The 14,130-nt window shown below is 69.2% G+C and carries 16 protein-coding genes; 8 read left to right on the top strand and 8 right to left on the bottom strand.

Annotated features, from left to right (window positions below):
* The first annotated feature begins 2 nt into the window (after positions 1-2).
* Both ACFY16_RS02875 and ACFY16_RS02870 read left to right on the top strand, forming a co-directional pair.
* Positions 3-992 carry an ATP-binding cassette domain-containing protein gene (locus tag ACFY16_RS02875; RefSeq protein WP_390645284.1) on the top strand — a complete coding sequence of 330 codons (990 nt, stop codon included), beginning with the start codon at positions 3-5 and terminating at the stop codon, positions 990-992.
* 33 nt (positions 993-1,025) lie between these two features.
* Positions 1,026-1,910, top strand: coding sequence for a DUF1707 domain-containing protein (locus tag ACFY16_RS02870; protein WP_390645283.1), 885 nt, complete (start codon positions 1,026-1,028; stop codon positions 1,908-1,910).
* A gap of 131 nt (positions 1,911-2,041) precedes the next feature.
* Here the strand turns inward: ACFY16_RS02870 and ACFY16_RS02865 are convergent, their stop codons facing one another.
* Positions 2,042-3,394 carry an SGNH/GDSL hydrolase family protein gene (locus ACFY16_RS02865; RefSeq protein ID WP_390645282.1) on the bottom strand — a complete coding sequence of 451 codons (1,353 nt, stop codon included), beginning with the start codon at positions 3,392-3,394 and terminating at the stop codon, positions 2,042-2,044.
* Between the two features lie 193 nt (positions 3,395-3,587).
* Between ACFY16_RS02865 and ACFY16_RS02860 the strand changes: the two genes are divergently transcribed.
* From ACFY16_RS02860 to ACFY16_RS02850, 3 genes are all read left to right on the top strand, one after another.
* Positions 3,588-4,922, top strand: a complete 1,335-nt coding sequence (locus ACFY16_RS02860) for a DUF445 domain-containing protein (protein WP_390645281.1) — start codon at positions 3,588-3,590, stop codon at positions 4,920-4,922.
* A gap of 120 nt (positions 4,923-5,042) precedes the next feature.
* Positions 5,043-6,557: an MFS transporter gene (locus ACFY16_RS02855; RefSeq protein WP_390645280.1), complete on the top strand. Its 1,515-nt coding sequence runs from the start codon at positions 5,043-5,045 to the stop codon at positions 6,555-6,557.
* Positions 6,558-6,640: 83 nt separating this feature from the next.
* Complete coding sequence (locus ACFY16_RS02850; protein WP_390645279.1) at positions 6,641-6,919, top strand: zeta toxin family protein; 279 nt, start codon at positions 6,641-6,643, stop codon at positions 6,917-6,919.
* Here ACFY16_RS02850 and ACFY16_RS02845 read toward each other — a convergent pair.
* Together ACFY16_RS02845 and ACFY16_RS02840 are read right to left on the bottom strand one after the other, a co-directional pair.
* The gene (locus ACFY16_RS02845; protein WP_390645278.1) at positions 6,888-7,496 is read right to left on the bottom strand and encodes a hypothetical protein; all 609 of its coding nucleotides are present in this window, start codon (positions 7,494-7,496) and stop codon (positions 6,888-6,890) included. The genes ACFY16_RS02850 and ACFY16_RS02845 overlap by 32 nt on opposite strands.
* Positions 7,497-7,968: 472 nt before the next feature.
* Positions 7,969-8,418 (bottom strand): hypothetical protein, encoded by a 450-nt coding sequence (locus tag ACFY16_RS02840; RefSeq protein WP_390645277.1) that lies wholly within the window; start codon positions 8,416-8,418, stop codon positions 7,969-7,971.
* A 174-nt stretch (positions 8,419-8,592) separates the two neighbouring features.
* On the opposite strand from ACFY16_RS02840, the gene ACFY16_RS02835 reads away from it, so the two are divergent.
* Complete coding sequence (locus ACFY16_RS02835; RefSeq protein WP_390645276.1) at positions 8,593-9,558, top strand: GlxA family transcriptional regulator; 966 nt, start codon at positions 8,593-8,595, stop codon at positions 9,556-9,558.
* A 62-nt stretch (positions 9,559-9,620) separates the two neighbouring features.
* Here the strand turns inward: ACFY16_RS02835 and ACFY16_RS02830 are convergent, their stop codons facing one another.
* Both ACFY16_RS02830 and ACFY16_RS02825 read right to left on the bottom strand, forming a co-directional pair.
* Positions 9,621-9,923, bottom strand: coding sequence for a hypothetical protein (locus tag ACFY16_RS02830; RefSeq protein WP_390645275.1), 303 nt, complete (start codon positions 9,921-9,923; stop codon positions 9,621-9,623).
* A gap of 108 nt (positions 9,924-10,031) precedes the next feature.
* Positions 10,032-10,523, bottom strand: coding sequence for a hypothetical protein (locus ACFY16_RS02825; protein ID WP_390645274.1), 492 nt, complete (start codon positions 10,521-10,523; stop codon positions 10,032-10,034).
* A 207-nt stretch (positions 10,524-10,730) separates the two neighbouring features.
* Between ACFY16_RS02825 and ACFY16_RS02820 the strand changes: the two genes are divergently transcribed.
* Positions 10,731-11,579: an alpha/beta fold hydrolase gene (locus ACFY16_RS02820; RefSeq protein WP_390645273.1), complete on the top strand. Its 849-nt coding sequence runs from the start codon at positions 10,731-10,733 to the stop codon at positions 11,577-11,579.
* 99 nt (positions 11,580-11,678) lie between these two features.
* On the opposite strand, the gene ACFY16_RS02815 is transcribed toward ACFY16_RS02820, so the two are convergent.
* The 3 genes from ACFY16_RS02815 to ACFY16_RS02805 form a co-directional block, all read right to left on the bottom strand.
* Entirely contained in the window at positions 11,679-11,981 is a 303-nt protein-coding gene (locus ACFY16_RS02815) for a DUF6247 family protein (protein WP_390645272.1), read from the bottom strand.
* 70 nt (positions 11,982-12,051) lie between these two features.
* The gene (locus ACFY16_RS02810; protein WP_390646082.1) at positions 12,052-12,231 is read right to left on the bottom strand and encodes a DUF397 domain-containing protein; all 180 of its coding nucleotides are present in this window, start codon (positions 12,229-12,231) and stop codon (positions 12,052-12,054) included.
* Positions 12,232-12,263: 32 nt separating this feature from the next.
* Positions 12,264-13,112 carry a helix-turn-helix domain-containing protein gene (locus ACFY16_RS02805; RefSeq protein WP_390645271.1) on the bottom strand — a complete coding sequence of 283 codons (849 nt, stop codon included), beginning with the start codon at positions 13,110-13,112 and terminating at the stop codon, positions 12,264-12,266.
* A 216-nt stretch (positions 13,113-13,328) separates the two neighbouring features.
* On the opposite strand from ACFY16_RS02805, the gene ACFY16_RS02800 reads away from it, so the two are divergent.
* Positions 13,329-13,958, top strand: a complete 630-nt coding sequence (locus tag ACFY16_RS02800; RefSeq protein ID WP_390645270.1) for an ATP-binding protein — start codon at positions 13,329-13,331, stop codon at positions 13,956-13,958.
* Positions 13,959-14,130 lie beyond the last annotated feature (172 nt).

Genomic DNA, 14,130 nt, shown 5'->3' with positions numbered 1-14,130 from the left:
CAGTGGACAGCGACAGTGGCAGTGGCAGTGGCAGTGACTTCATCGAACTCGACCGGGTCGAGAAGGTCTTCGACGTGCGCAGGAAGACCGGGTTTCTCCGGCGGGAGCGGCGCGAGGTGCGGGCCGTCGACTCCATCTCCTTCCGTGTGACGCGTGGCGAGATGGTCGGGTACATCGGGCCGAACGGTGCCGGCAAGTCGACGACCATCAAGATGCTGACGGGCATTCTCACCCCGTCCGGCGGCCGGCTGCGGGTCGCCGGCATCGATCCGTCGCGGGAGCGCACGCGGCTCGCGCACCGTATCGGGGTGGTGTTCGGGCAGCGTACGACGTTGTGGTGGGACCTGCCGCTGATCGACTCGTACAAGCTGATGCACCGCATGTACCGGATCCCGGACGCACGTTACCGGGAGAATCTCGACCGGTGCGTCGAACTCCTTGAGCTGGGGGAGTTGTTGGAGGTTCCGGTGCGGCAGCTGTCGCTGGGGCAGCGGATGCGCGGCGACATCGCGGCGGCGCTGCTGCACGACCCCGAGGTGCTCTACCTCGACGAGCCGACGATCGGTCTGGACGTCATCTCCAAGGCCAGGGTGCGGGAGTTCCTGCGGGAGTTGAACGCCGAGCGCGGGACGACGGTGCTGCTGACCACGCACGATCTCCAGGACATCGAGCAGTTGTGCTCGCGGGTGATGGTCATCGACCACGGGCGTCTGATGTACGACGGCCCGTTGGCGGGGCTGCACGAGGTGGGGGAGAGCGAACGGACGCTGGTGGTGGACCTGGAGCGGGAGCTGCCGCCGATCGAGGCGGCCGGGGCGCGGGTGGTGAGGGTGCAGGGGCCGCGGCAGTGGCTGGCCTTCCCGGCGTCGGAGTCGGCGGCACCGCTGGTGGCGCGGATCGCGGCGGCGTACCCGCTGGTCGACCTGTCGGTGCGGGAGCCGGACATCGAGGCGGTGATCGCGAAAATGTACGCGGAGAAGGCCACCGCATAGTGCCGGGCGCCGGGAACTCGTACGCTGCTGTGTATGACCGACGATGCCCCGGAGCTGCGTGCCTCCGACGCCGATCGTGAGCGAGTCGCCGAGGTCCTGCGGGAGGCCGTCGCGGAGGGCCGGCTCGACATGGAGGAGTTCGAGGAGCGGCTGGAGGCGACGTACAAGGCGCGGACGTACGGCGAACTGGCCCCGATCACCCGGGACCTGCCGGTCGCGGGTGTCACGCCGCCCCCCGTTTCCCTGACCAAGGAGCCTGCGGGCGGCGGGGGTTGGGCGCGGCGGATCGTCGGTGGCGAGGGTTCGTCGACGTGGGCCGTCGCCGTGATGTCCGGGTTCCAGCGCAAGGGGCGCTGGACGGTTCCGAAGCGGTTCAACTGCTTCGCCTTCTGGGGTGGCGGGGAGCTCGACCTGCGCGAGGCGAACTTCGCGGACCACGAGGTGGAGATCAACTGCGTCGCGATCATGGGCGGGATGAACATCGTGGTGCCGCCGGGTGTCGAGGTCGTCGTACGCGGCATCGGCATCATGGGCGGCTTCGACCACCGTGAGGCGGGCGTGCAGGGGGACCCGGGGGCGCCGCGGGTGATCGTGAGCGGCTTCGCCTTCTGGGGCGGGGTCGGTATCGAACGCAAGGTGACCCGGGCCGAGCGGCTGCGCCTGAAGGAGGAGCGGCGGCAGGAGAAGCTGGACCGCAAGGCCGCGCTGAAGGACCTGCACTCGTCGTTCCGTGACGAGGTGGAGGGGGCGCACCGCAAGATGCTCGACGGCCACCGGGACCTGCTGCGGGAGCGGCACGAGGAGCGGCGGGAGCTTCAGCGGGAACGGCGGGAGGAACTGCGGGAGCGGCGGGACGCGCGGCGCGAGGAGCGGGACGAGCGGGGCGGGGAGCGGGACAGGCGGCGTTACGAGGACTAGCCGTTGCGAGGAGCCGTACGAGGACCGGCCGTTGACGAGGACCGGCCGTCGACGAGGACGGCCCGCTACGCGGACTGGCCGCTCCGGGGATCAGGACCTGTCCGGCGGGGCGGCTGGGGGCGCCCGCCCGGTCACAGCTGCGCCGGTGCCGCCCCGGTCAGGTCGTCCAGGTCGAAGGCGTCCGCCATCGTCCGGTAGCCCTTGTCGCTGGGGTGCAGATGGTCCCCGGAGTCGTAGTAGGAGCGCAGCCTGCGCGGGTTGTACGGGTCCCGCAGCGCCTTGTCGAAGTCGACGACCGCGTCGTACACCTTCCCCGCCCGTATCTCCGCGTTGATCTCCTGCCGGATCTCCTCGCGGGTGTCGGTGTAGCGGCGGTGCCCCTGGAACGGCATCAGCGTCGCGCCGACGACCTTGATTCCCCGCGCGTGGGCCTGCCGCACCAGCGTGCGCAGGCCGTCGAGGATCCTCTCGGGGTCGGCGGGCCGCTCGCTGCGCAGTATGTCGTTGACGCCGAGGTCGATGACGACGACCTTGACGTTCGTGCGGTCCAGCACGTCCCGGCCGAAGCGGTTCAGGCCACTGGTGTTGTCGGCGGGGCGGCCCGGCCCGTCGGTGAGGACACGGTTGCCGCTGATGCCCTGGTTGACGACGCTGTAGCGCGGCACGTCCGCGCCGGACTCGACGGCCCTGCGCAGGCGGTCCGAAAGGACGTCCGTCCAGCGGTGGTTGGCGTCCTCGGTGGAGGTGACGCCGTCGGTCAGCGAGTCGCCGAGGGCGACGACGGTGCCGTCGGACTCGTTGCTGAGCACGTCCAGGGCGGTCAGGTAGCGCCAGTGGTCGGTCTGCTCGTCGTACGCGGTCCCCGTCACGTCCTCCGTACGGTCGCCCTCGGCGACGTAGCTGATCTGGCGGGCGTAACGGTGGTAGGTGACCGGGCCGGACGGGGTGGGGGAGTACGTGGTGACCAGGATGTCGCCGTCGTGCGGGACGAGCAGGGGCACGGCGTCGCTGACCGCCTGCTCGCCCGCCGGTATGACCACGGAGGTGGCGCCGGCGAAGGTGAGCCGCCGCATGGTGCCGGTGGCCGCGTCGGCGCCCGTCGCGCCGGTGGCGGTGGCCGCGACGGCGATCGAGGCGTGCGTGAGGGTCAGCGGCTGGGTGCCGTAGAGGTTGGACAGCGTGATCCGGGCACTCGTACCCCCGACGGCCGTGTGCACGACGTTGCGCACGGAGCGGCCCGCCATGCCGTTCGTCCCGGTGCCCGGCTCGGCTCCCGACGGAGAGGTGGACCAGGCACCGACCCAGACGCCGGTCGAGGCGGGGGCGGCGGAACTGTGCGGGGCACCCGCACGGACGGAGGCGAGGCCGTTCTTCGCGCCGGCGTCGCCGTCGTCGGCCGCCACACCCACGTAGATGACGGCGGAAAGGGCCACGATCAGGGCGATGATCGCGGACAGCAGAGCACAACCGTGACGCCTGGTCATGCGGTGCGGGTCTCCTCGGGCATGGGGAGCCCGAGGCTCCGTTGTGAACATCTCATGATGCGTCATGAGGTCGAGCCCGTGCCCGGACCCCCTCAGGAACAGACGCCGGGAACTCTTGTTCCGTTCCAGGAGTCGGTCACTGAGGGACGAGGAAGGGACAATAGGTCCGAGGGGTCACGAACGGGTGGAGTGGATGAGCGTTACAAATCAGGACGAACTGGATGAACTGACCGGAGCGGGGTCGCGTGCCGCAGGCCGGCGCACGATGACCACCTTCAGCGCCGCCGACGTGGAGAAGCAGCGCGGGGTGCGGAGGATGAAACTCACCGCGGCCGGTCTGCTGCTCTTCGTGGCCGTCGTGTACGTCCTCGCCACCGTGGCCCGGCACTCCGGCGCCGGCACCTGGACGTCGTACGTCGCCGCCGCCGCCGAGGCCGGCATGGTCGGCGCCCTCGCCGACTGGTTCGCGGTCACCGCCCTCTTCCGCCACCCCCTCGGCCTGCCCATCCCGCACACCGCGATCATCCCCAACAAGAAGGACCAGCTGGGCGTCTCCCTGGGCGAGTTCGTCGGCGAGAACTTCCTCTCCGAGGACGTCGTACGGCAGCGGCTGCGCGCCGTCGGTATCGGCAGCCGCCTCGGCGCCTGGCTGGCGGAGCCCGAGCACGCCGACCGGGTCACGGCGGAGCTGGCCACCGCTCTGCGCGGTGCGCTGACGGTGCTGCGCGACTCCGACGTCCAGGCGGTGGTCGGTGAGGCGATCACCCGCCGCGCCGACGCCCAGGAGATCGCGCCCGGCATAGGCAAGACGCTGGAGAGGATCGTCGCCGACGGCGGCCACAAACGGGTCGTCGACCTGGTCGTGGCCAAGGCGCACGACTGGCTCGTACTGCACGGCGACTCCGTGATGGACGCCGTGCAGGGCGGCGCGCCCGGCTGGACCCCGCGCTTCGTCGACAAGAAGGTCGGCGAACGCGTCTACAAGGAGCTGGTGCGGTTCTGCGCGGAGACGCGCGACATGCCCTCCCATCCGGCCCGCGGCGCCCTCGACCGCTTCCTCACCGACTTCGCCTCCGACCTGCAGTCCGACACCGACACGCGTGCGCGGGTCGAGCGGCTCAAGGGTGACGTGCTGGGCCGCGGCGAGGTCCAGGACCTCATCGCGTCCGTCTGGACCGCCGTACGGTCCATGATCGTGTCGGCGGCGGAGGACGAGCGCAGCGAGCTGCGGCTGCGCGTAAGGGCCTCGCTGCTGTCGCTGGGGGCCCGGATGGCCACCGAGCCGAAGGTCCAGGAGAAGGTCGACAGCTGGGTGGAGGGCGCGGCGGTGCACGTCGTGACGACGTACCGCAAGGAGATCACCTCCCTGATCACGGACACCGTGGCGAGCTGGGACGCCGGGCACACGACGAAGAAGATCGAGGCGCACATCGGCCGGGACCTTCAGTTCATCCGGATCAACGGCACGGTGGTGGGTTCACTGGCGGGGCTGCTGATCTATGTGGTGTCGCGGGCGCTGGGGGCTTGAGGCTTGAGGGGCCCGCCTGGGCCGCCTGAGGGACTCGGCCGCCGCCACCTCGGTGGCCATGGCTTGAGATCCCTGGTCGAGGGCACCCGGTCCGGGTTCCGCTCGACGAGGAGGGAGCCCATGGCCACCGCGCAAGCCGGAACCGGCCGCACCATCACCACCAGCATTCCCGCCCGCCTGGACCGTCTCCCGTGGTCGCGCTGGCACTGGACCATCGTCATCGGTCTGGGCACCGTGTGGATCCTGGACGGCCTCGAGGTCACGGTCGTCGGCAACATCGCCGGCCGGCTGTCGGAGCCGGGCAGCGGACTGCCGATCACCTCCGGACAGGTCACCGGCATCGCGGCCGCGCTGTACGTCGCCGGAGCCTGCTCCGGAGCCCTGTTCTGGGGCCGCCTCACCGACCGGTACGGCCGCAAGAAACTCTTCATGATCACCCTTGCGGTCTATCTCGCCGCCACCGCCCTGACCGCCCTCTCCTTCAGCACCTGGTGGTTCTTCCTCTTCCGCTTCCTCACCGGCTTCGGCATCGGCGGCGAGTACGCGGCCATCAACTCCGCGATCGACGAGCTGATCCCGGCCTACTACCGGGGCCGCGTCGACCTCGTCATCAACGGCAGCTTCTGGATCGGCGCGGTCGGCGGCTCGCTGCTGTCGATCGTCGCGCTGAACACGGCCGTCCTGCCCAAGGACGTCGGCTGGCGGCTGACCTTCGCACTCGGCGTCGTCCTCGGCCTGGTCATCCTCCTCGTACGGCGCAACGTCCCCGAGAGTCCACGCTGGCTGCTGATCCACGGCCGCGACCACGAGGCGGAGGAGATCGTCACCTCAATCGAACAAAAGGTCGAGGCGGAGAGGGGTGAGTCGCTCGCCGAACCCGAGGGTGAGCTGGTCATCCACCAGCGGGAGAGCACGAGCTTCGTCGAGATCGCTCGCACGGTGTTCTCCGACTATCGCCGCCGTGCCGTACTCGGCTTCTCCCTCTTCATCGGCCAGGCCTTCCTCTACAACGCGATCACCTTCGGCTTCGGCGCGATCCTGACCAAGTTCTACGACGTCCCGACCGGCCACACCGGCTACTACTTCGCCGTCATCGCGATCGGCAACTTCTTCGGCCCACTGCTGCTCGGCAAGCTCTTCGACACCGTCGGCCGCCGGGTGATGATCTCGTCGACCTATCTGCTGTCCGGACTGCTCCTCTTCGGCACGGCCTGGCTGTTCTCCCGCGGCTCCCTCACCGCCGGAACGCTCACGGCGTGCTGGTGCGTGGTGCTGTTCTTCGCCTCGGCGGGCGCGTCCAGCGCCTACCTCACGGTCTCCGAGATCTTCCCCATGGAGACCCGTGCGATGTCCATCGCCTTCTTCTACGCCCTCGGCACCGCGGCCGGCGGCATCAGCGGCCCGCTGGTCTTCGCCGACCTCACCGAAACCGGCGTGGTCGGCGACACGGTCCTCGCCTTCCAGATCGGCGCCGGCCTGATGTGCGCGGCCGGCCTCGTCGCCGCGTTCCTCGCGGTCAACGCGGAACGCCGCTCGCTGGAGGACATCGCGACGCCACTGTCGGCAGCGCCGTCCCCGGCGGCGCCGGCCACGGCGGGGAAGAGGACGAGGGGGTCGGGGGCGGCGTCGGCGTAGGGCCCGGCGCCCGGACCGGGCCCCACGGACGGCCACGGTGACCCCACCGCTCCTCCCCCGCCGACCCCACCGCCCAAAACAGCTTGATCGGCCACGACCTGTACAAGTCAGCTCACCCTGAATACGGGCGTCTGCTGCGCGATGACGACCGCACCGCCGGCGTGACGGTGCGGCCGGACGTGCTGCGCCGGCAGGCCGAGGTTGAAAAGTACGTGCGCGGGCGCCGCTTCGCCGCGGTCGTGGAAAGCTCCGTCGCCGATCTGCCCGTCCTGGTCGGCATCGACGACCGCGAGCGGCCCGTTCTCGTCGCATCTCCGGGAGTTTGTCGATTTACTTGTCGATCACGGCGTCCAGATCGCTGAGAGCGTATTCGCCGTAGTCGAATGCTTCCGCCAGTTCTACCAACGATGCGTGCTGGTCGCTGGTGATCGTGAAATAGAGCGGCGCCCGTGAAGCACGGGGCAGCGCTTGAAGCAGAAGCCGGAAGGCGAGGTCGGGGGTGCACGAAGTAACCGCCGCCGACAAAGCATCGCCCGCGTCTGAAGCGAGGTACGGCTGGTACTCGCCTACCGCCGCCAGCACTCTCGATGCGAGTTCTGACCCGTCGTAGAGATCCGCCTGCGCCAGCTCTGTTCGCGATGCACAACGTGACAACCAAGCGTCACACAGCACGACGAGGTGCCGCATCCACGAAGTCCCGTCCTCCACCCCGGGCTGCCCGAAGAAGGCGGCGACGCTGTCCGTGCATTCCTGCCAGATCGCTTCGATCTGCGTGGCTGCGAGACCCTCCACCAAGCGCTGCGCATCTCGACGCACGAGGAGCACGGACTCGGGAGCGAGGTCTTCCACCAGGTGGTACGTCACCACCGCAGCCGGATTCGGGCCGTCGTGGTAGACGTCCTGGTGGAAGAAGCCCATCACCCAGGGAAGGCCGAACATGAAGTCGCTGTGCCTACCCGTCATTCTCTGCCCCCTCACGACGGGTAGGACGTGTAGACGTAGAAGCCATTTTTGTGCCCCTTCGCGCTGAGGACCATCGCGATCTGAGGCTGACGCGTGAGTGAGGCGAGAGCGACCTTGCGGTCCTTAGCGCGAGTGTCCGAAGCGACTTTCGAACACGGCGCGGGCGCCCTGGCCGGCCGGTACGGCGATCCCCTCTGCGAGCCCGTCCGTATGGCCATGGAGGATGACGGCACGCCAGATGCGGGAGGCGTCCGGGTCGAGCATCAGCCAGGTTCTGCGCCGGGGCGTCGAGGACGGCTGTGCCGTCGTGGTAGGTGGTGTGGTGGATGTGTCCGCCGCCCGAGTTCAGCACGCCGCCTCTGTCTCTGTGCCCTGCTCGGCTAGCCACCAGCTCGTCACGAGCATGTGCGCGACCCGAACGGCCTGGTGGTGAATGTACTGGGGCACATCACGCCCCGGTCGTAGACCCCGGCCGGACGATCATCAGGACCGTCACCGCGGCCCACAGCAGGTTGAACACCCCGGTGAACATGGCCAGCCGTACGGTCGCCTCACGCGTCCCCCGCCCCTCGGCGAGCGCCTCCTGCCGGGGCAGCACCAGCGCGGCGAGGACGAGCGCCGCCAGCGCGGTCAGGGCTATCGACACGACCAGCCAGGCGTCGCCGAGGACACCCATGTTGCTCGCCGTCGCGAACCCGAAGACGGGGACGATGACGCCGATGACGGCGTACACCCGGCAGATGCGGTGCAGCAGCTGTACGGTCCCGGTCGCCCGGGCGTCGTCGGGTTCGGCCAGGGCGCGCCGGGCGGCGGGCGGGAACATGCTGGCGGCGACGGTGACGGGCCCGATCGCGACGATCGCGGCGAGGACGTGGACGGCGAGGAGGAACTTGGTCACGGGCCGACGGTAGGAGGCGTGCGGATCTTGCAGAAGTGGCAGGAGTGCCAGAGGACGACGGATTCTCGCCAGGAGCCGCTGTAGGGCGGGGCGCGACTGGCTTGCGCGACGGGCTGCGTGTGGCCACGGGTCGGCCCGGTTGGCCGTAATCCGTCGTACCCCTACGCTCTTGCCATGCATACCGTGGCCGTACTGGCACTGGACGGGGTCATCCCGTTCGACCTCTCCGCCCCGATCGACGCCTTCGGCTGGGCCCGGCTGCCGGACGGCAGGGAGGCGTACCGGGTGCGGGTCTGCTCGGTGTCCGGGGAGGTGAGCGCGGGAGCGTTCACGGTGCGGGCGCCGTACGGTCTTGAGGCGCTGGCCGAGGCGGACACGATCGTCCTGCCCGGCGTGGAGGAGCCGCCGGACCAGCTGCCGCCGGGCGTCGCGGAGGCCCTGTGCGCGGCCGCGGCGAACGGCACGCGCATCGCCTCGATCTGCGTCGGCGCCTTCCTCTTCGCCGCCACGGGCCTGCTGGACGGCCTGCGCGCGACGACCCACTGGATCGCGGCGCGCGACCTGGCCGAGCGGTACCCGAAGGTGACGGTCGACCCCAACGTCCTCTACGTCGACAACGGCCAGTTCCTCACCTCGGCGGGCGCGGCCGCGGCCATGGACATGTGCCTGCACATGATCCGCAGGGACTACGGCTCGGCCGTCGCCGCGCAGGCCTCCCGCATGTGTGTCATGCCGCTGGAACGGGAGGGCGGCCAGGCCCAGTTCATCGTCCAGGACCAGCCGCCCGCACCGGCGGGCGCGACCCTGGAGCCGGTGCTGCGGTGGCTGGCGGACCACTGCGACCGCGACCTCACCCTGGACGACATCGCGACCCACGCCGGCATGAGCACCCGCACCCTCAACCGCCGCTTCCGCGAACAGACCGGCACGACGCCGCTGCAGTGGCTGCACCGGGCGCGGGTACGGCGCGCACAGCACCTGCTGGAGACGACCGCCTACCCGGTCGAGCGGATCGCCACCCAGGCGGGCTTCGGCTCGCCGACGGCCTTCCGGGAACGGTTCCGGCGGGTGGTGGGGACCAGCCCGCTGGGATACCGGAGGGCGTTCAGATCGGCGCAGGAGCCGTCCCGGACGTCGTAGACCGCGCGAGCTGTCCACGAAGTGCCGGGCTGCCGCTGTTCCTGCTGTTCCTGGAGTTGTTCCTACCGCCGGCGGTCGGCGACGGCCCAGGAGGCCAGAGCGACGGCCCCCGCCACCCCGAAGACGGCGGGCCAGGCGCCCACCTTCTTGGCCAGCGGGTGGGACCCGGCGAAGGCGGCGACGTACGCGGCGGTCAGCGCCCCCGCGGCCTTCCCGCCGGCCTGCTCCCGCCACTGCCGGGCGGCCGCGACCCCGGCCGCGGCCAGTACGGCCCCGCCGAGCTGCCGCTTCTTGGTCCAGCGGGCCACGCCGTACCCGCCGACGAGCCCACTCGCGGCGACCACTGCGCTGGGAACCTTCGCCATGACTACCTCCTCATTGATCACCCGAGGCTAACTCTCAGGTGCGGCCGTCCCCCAGACTTGAGCCGGGTCCTGTCAAGTTCGTTCCGGCTTCCGTTTCTGTGATCGCGCTCAGGCCGCTTGCCGGGCCCGGGCCTCGCTCCTGGCCCGGAGCTCGGTCACGTAGCCCGCGGAGAGGGCGCATCCTGCGCCGGCGAGGGCGAAGCCCAGGGCGGCGGGATTGACGTAACCGGGGACGAGGTCGTAACTCCCGCCGTCACTCGTCTCGCACACGAACCTCACGGGGACGAAGCTCACGGAGTATCCGGAGATCTCGATGCCTCTCTCGCGCCGCTCCAGCCACCCCGCCGTACGACAGGGCTGAACCGGCGCCGAGTCGGTACCCCCGTCGTCCGCCACCGTGAGCGAACCGGCGACATGGAGCAGCCCCCACGTGTACACGGCGACGGCGACGGCGCCCGAGAGGGCGGCAAGCGTCCGGAGCAGTACGGGCGGCTCGATGCGCCGCACACCGCGCCGGGCCAGGACGCTACAGCCGTACCCGACAAGGCCGAAGACGGTGACCGCGGCGATCACGAGGAACAGCAAACTCAGAAACCACATCGAGGCGCTCCCCTGTTCGGTTGATCAAAGAATCTGTGAATCCGCCGAGTTCAGCACGATGATCCTGGCTCACGTGTGACGGAACCCACAGTTCCGGCAACAGCAGGGTCACAGTTGAGGCGCGACCCGCGCCGGTGACCGGCGGGACGGGAGATTCTTGCGTCGCCCGGCACGACTGTCTCCCAAACCCGACAAGAGACAACCAAGTTGACGCACCCCGATCGCCCCGACCACTTCTCCCGTCTCGCCGCCCGCGACGGCACCCGAATCGCCTACCTGGACCGCACCCCACCAGGGCACCCGAGAACAAGCCGGACGGTCCGCCCGCCGGTGCTCCTCCTCCACGGCCTGGCAGGTCACATGGCCGAATGGGACGACCTGACCACCCGTCTCCTCGCGGACGGCCACCGAGTGGTGAGATACGACGCCCGAGGCCACGGCGAGAGCACGCGCCGCCCACGGGACATGACGAGAGCGGCGGCGGTACAGGACGCCGTAACCCTGATCGACCACCTGTCCCTGTCTCCGACGATCCTGGTGGGCCAGTCACTCGGCGGCCTGACCGCCCTGCTCACGGCGGCGGCCCACCCGTCCCTGGTCGACTCCCTGATCCTGGTGGAGGCGGGCCCGGCGGGTCGGAACCCCGACCTCCCCGGTCAGATAGCGGGTTGGCTGGGCAGCTGGCCAACCCCCTTCAAGTCCTTCGCCGACGCCACGGCCTTCCTGGGCCACGAGGCATGGGCGAGGAGCCTGGACTGGCGGGAGGACGGCGGCCACCGCCGGGTGGACCGCGACACGATGGTCGCGGCGGTGGCGGAGCTGGCGACGGAGGACTACTGGGAGGAGTGGGCGCGGATCACGTGTCCCACGCTGGTGATCCGGGGCGAGAACGGGACGATGCCCAAGGCGGAGGCGACGGCCATGCGGACGGACGTCGCAGTCATCCCGAACGCGGGCCATGACGTCCACCTGGACCGGCCGGACGCCGTCTACGAGGTGATCGCGCCGTTCTTGAAGGAACGGCCGTCCCTTCAGGCGCGCAGGCGCAGCAACTGAGCCGCGTTTCCCCCTGCTGCGGTACTTTGAGGGCCTGCCCGGCTCCGAGGTCCTTCGCCCGCTCGGCCGCCCTCACTGTCACGGCCGCGAATACGCCGCTCACCGGTCCTGGGCCTCCCGCTTCACCCGGGCCGCGAGGTCGATACCCTCCTGCACTGCGATGTCGAATTCAGGGTCCTGGTAGAGACGGATTCTGCCCCGGTAGTCGACGATCACCGCAGCGACCGGGTTCAGGTCTGTCTCCGACGACGTCTCCAGCGCATGCTGAAGATCCGCTTCGAAGGACTCCCGGTCGCCGGGGAAGCCGTGCCCGGACCGCAGAGCGGCTCGAATGTCGCCGATGGTCCTCAGGGGCAACGGCAACGGAGCAGGAACGGGCGCTTCTGAGTGCTGTGCGCTCACGATCTGCTCCTTGATCCTCTGTCCTACGGGCAGTGCCCTACAGGGCCCGGCAGCAAGGATGCATCCTCCCTCAACGCGTCGGATGTCCCTGAGCCACGGCCACTACAAAGGAACGCCAAGCCCTGCTTCCCACGGTGACCACCGGCCCTCCCGACTTCTTGGAGTCGCGCACGGCAGCGCCATCATCGATCAGTGCGCACTCGACGCACTCCCCGCCGGCGCCGTTGCTGTACGACGACGTGAACCACACCAGACGGCTGGAACTGCTGGACTCTGCAATGCTCACCTTGCGTATTCCTTCACGACCGACTTGATCAATTGGGCGGAACGCGGAGGACTCAGCGCAGCGGCCCGCAAGCCGTCGAATGCCCTGGTGTACTCGCGAACATGATGCTCGCCTTCCAGGTATACGGCATCAGTGATGCCGTCCCGGTACACAAGATCGGGGTCTTCCTGGGCGGGGAAGCCCAGCATGGTGAAGGTGCCCGTAACCGGATGCGTGCCTGAGTCGAACGGCAGGACCTGCAGGGTGACGCTCGGCAGGTCAGCTGTATCCAGGACGCGTTCGAGCTGCTCCCGCATCAAGGCACGGTCCCCGATGACGTTGCGAACGGCACCCTCGTTCACGATGAACCAGGCATCGGGGGCGTCGGGGCGCGCCAGCATGGTCTGACGTTCCATGCGCACGCGTACGGCTTTGTCGATGTCCTCGGCGGTCATGTGCGCACCGGTTTTGTGCAGTTCGCATGCGTAAGCCCTGGTCTGCATGAGCCCGGGGATCAACTCGCACTGGTACTGCCGCAGTGTGGAGGCGTCCTGTTCCAGGCCGATGTAGATGTTGAACCACTCGGGCACGCCGGCGCCGTGTACCTGCCACCAGCTGCGTGTCTTGGCCTGCCGTGCCAGGGACTTGAGGAATTCCCGCAGCTCGTCGCTGGTCCCGTAGAACCGGCACAGGGCGTCAATGTCGGAGGGTTGGACCCGGCCGCTTCCCGTCTCCATCCGATTGACCTTGGAGCCACTCCAGTCCAGGGCCTCGCCGACTTGGGCGCAGGTGAGTGCGCTCTTCTCGCGAAGCTTCTTCAGCTCGATCGAGAGACGGCGACGGCGTGCCGTCGGTGAACCTGCCATCCCAACCTTCCTTCTGGTAACGGGCGTTCAGTCTCCCGCCAAGAGGTGGGCCTGCCAATCACTCAGAAGTGGGAATCCCTGCGTGCACATTGCACGACGGGATGGGCGCACGCCACTCTGTTCTCCACGACGACTCACCGTGAGCATCTGTAACGCTCCGCTGCTCACGTAGAGCCAACTGCGACGAGAGGGGTCTTCGTGATCGATGAAGCGTGTATGGCACGCAAGCCGTGGGACCTGGCCTTCACTGCCGAACCCGCGGAAGTCGCCGCCTTGCGCCGCATCATGCGACTGCACCTGGGCATCTGGGGATTGCACGAGGTCACCGAAGAGGCACAACTCTGTGTCAGTGAGCTGGTGGCCAACGTCATCACTCACGTCGGCCACGGCACCCCGGCCACGCTGGCGGTCTCCATGAGTGGCACCCGCCTGCGCATCGAGGTCCACGACCCCGATACACGCGCCCTGCCCACCCTCCTGGACACGGACTCCGACGCCGAGACCGGCCGAGGCATGGCCCTTGTCGATGCGGTCGCCGACCGTTGGGGCGTCCAGCTCGGCCCCGACCGGAAGACCACGTGGTGTGAGCTGGCAACGAGCCTCACAACGTCGAACGGTCATGTGGAATGCCGTCGCGTTTTGCGGGCCGAGGCCTTGCTGGGCTCCTACGCCATTGTGGAGGAGTCCCTCCGGCCCGGCCCGGGAAGACTGGGGAGGGCCGTCGCCGAGGAGTCGGTGATCACGGTCATCATGGACTTCCTCTACTGGCTTCGTGCGCACGGTTGCGACGTGGACGAGGCGTTGGATCGTGCTCAAACCCGCTACGACGCTGAACTGGACGGCTGAAGAAAACGGTTTGCCTCGCAGGGCGAGCCCCTGACGGAGGAAACCGGCTGAGACGTCCTCGTACGTGGCGAGCAGAAGTGCATCGTGCAGGCCACCCGGTACCCCCTGCCCTGGGAGGGGTGGCCCTGCACCAGGGCGATAAGCCACTGCTCGCTGTACCGCCGCAGTTGTG

Origin of the sequence: Streptomyces sp. NPDC001315 (genome assembly GCF_042896175.1) — a bacterium.
Classification (GTDB): domain Bacteria; phylum Actinomycetota; class Actinomycetes; order Streptomycetales; family Streptomycetaceae; genus Streptomyces.
This window is presented reverse-complemented; position numbering and strand designations above follow the sequence as displayed.

Coding starts and splice junctions, on each gene's coding strand:
- ACFY16_RS02870 (WP_390645283.1), top strand. CDS start 1,026: ATGACCGACGATGCCCCGGAGCTGCGTGCCTCCGACGCCGATCGTGAG.
- ACFY16_RS02865 (WP_390645282.1), bottom strand. CDS start 3,394: ATGACCAGGCGTCACGGTTGTGCTCTGCTGTCCGCGATCATCGCCCTG.
- ACFY16_RS02860 (WP_390645281.1), top strand. CDS start 3,588: ATGAGCGTTACAAATCAGGACGAACTGGATGAACTGACCGGAGCGGGG.
- ACFY16_RS02855 (WP_390645280.1), top strand. CDS start 5,043: ATGGCCACCGCGCAAGCCGGAACCGGCCGCACCATCACCACCAGCATT.
- ACFY16_RS02845 (WP_390645278.1), bottom strand. CDS start 7,496: ATGTTCGGCCTTCCCTGGGTGATGGGCTTCTTCCACCAGGACGTCTAC.
- ACFY16_RS02835 (WP_390645276.1), top strand. CDS start 8,593: ATGCATACCGTGGCCGTACTGGCACTGGACGGGGTCATCCCGTTCGAC.
- ACFY16_RS02830 (WP_390645275.1), bottom strand. CDS start 9,923: ATGGCGAAGGTTCCCAGCGCAGTGGTCGCCGCGAGTGGGCTCGTCGGC.
- ACFY16_RS02825 (WP_390645274.1), bottom strand. CDS start 10,523: ATGTGGTTTCTGAGTTTGCTGTTCCTCGTGATCGCCGCGGTCACCGTC.
- ACFY16_RS02805 (WP_390645271.1), bottom strand. CDS start 13,112: ATGGCAGGTTCACCGACGGCACGCCGTCGCCGTCTCTCGATCGAGCTG.
- ACFY16_RS02800 (WP_390645270.1), top strand. CDS start 13,329: ATGGCACGCAAGCCGTGGGACCTGGCCTTCACTGCCGAACCCGCGGAA.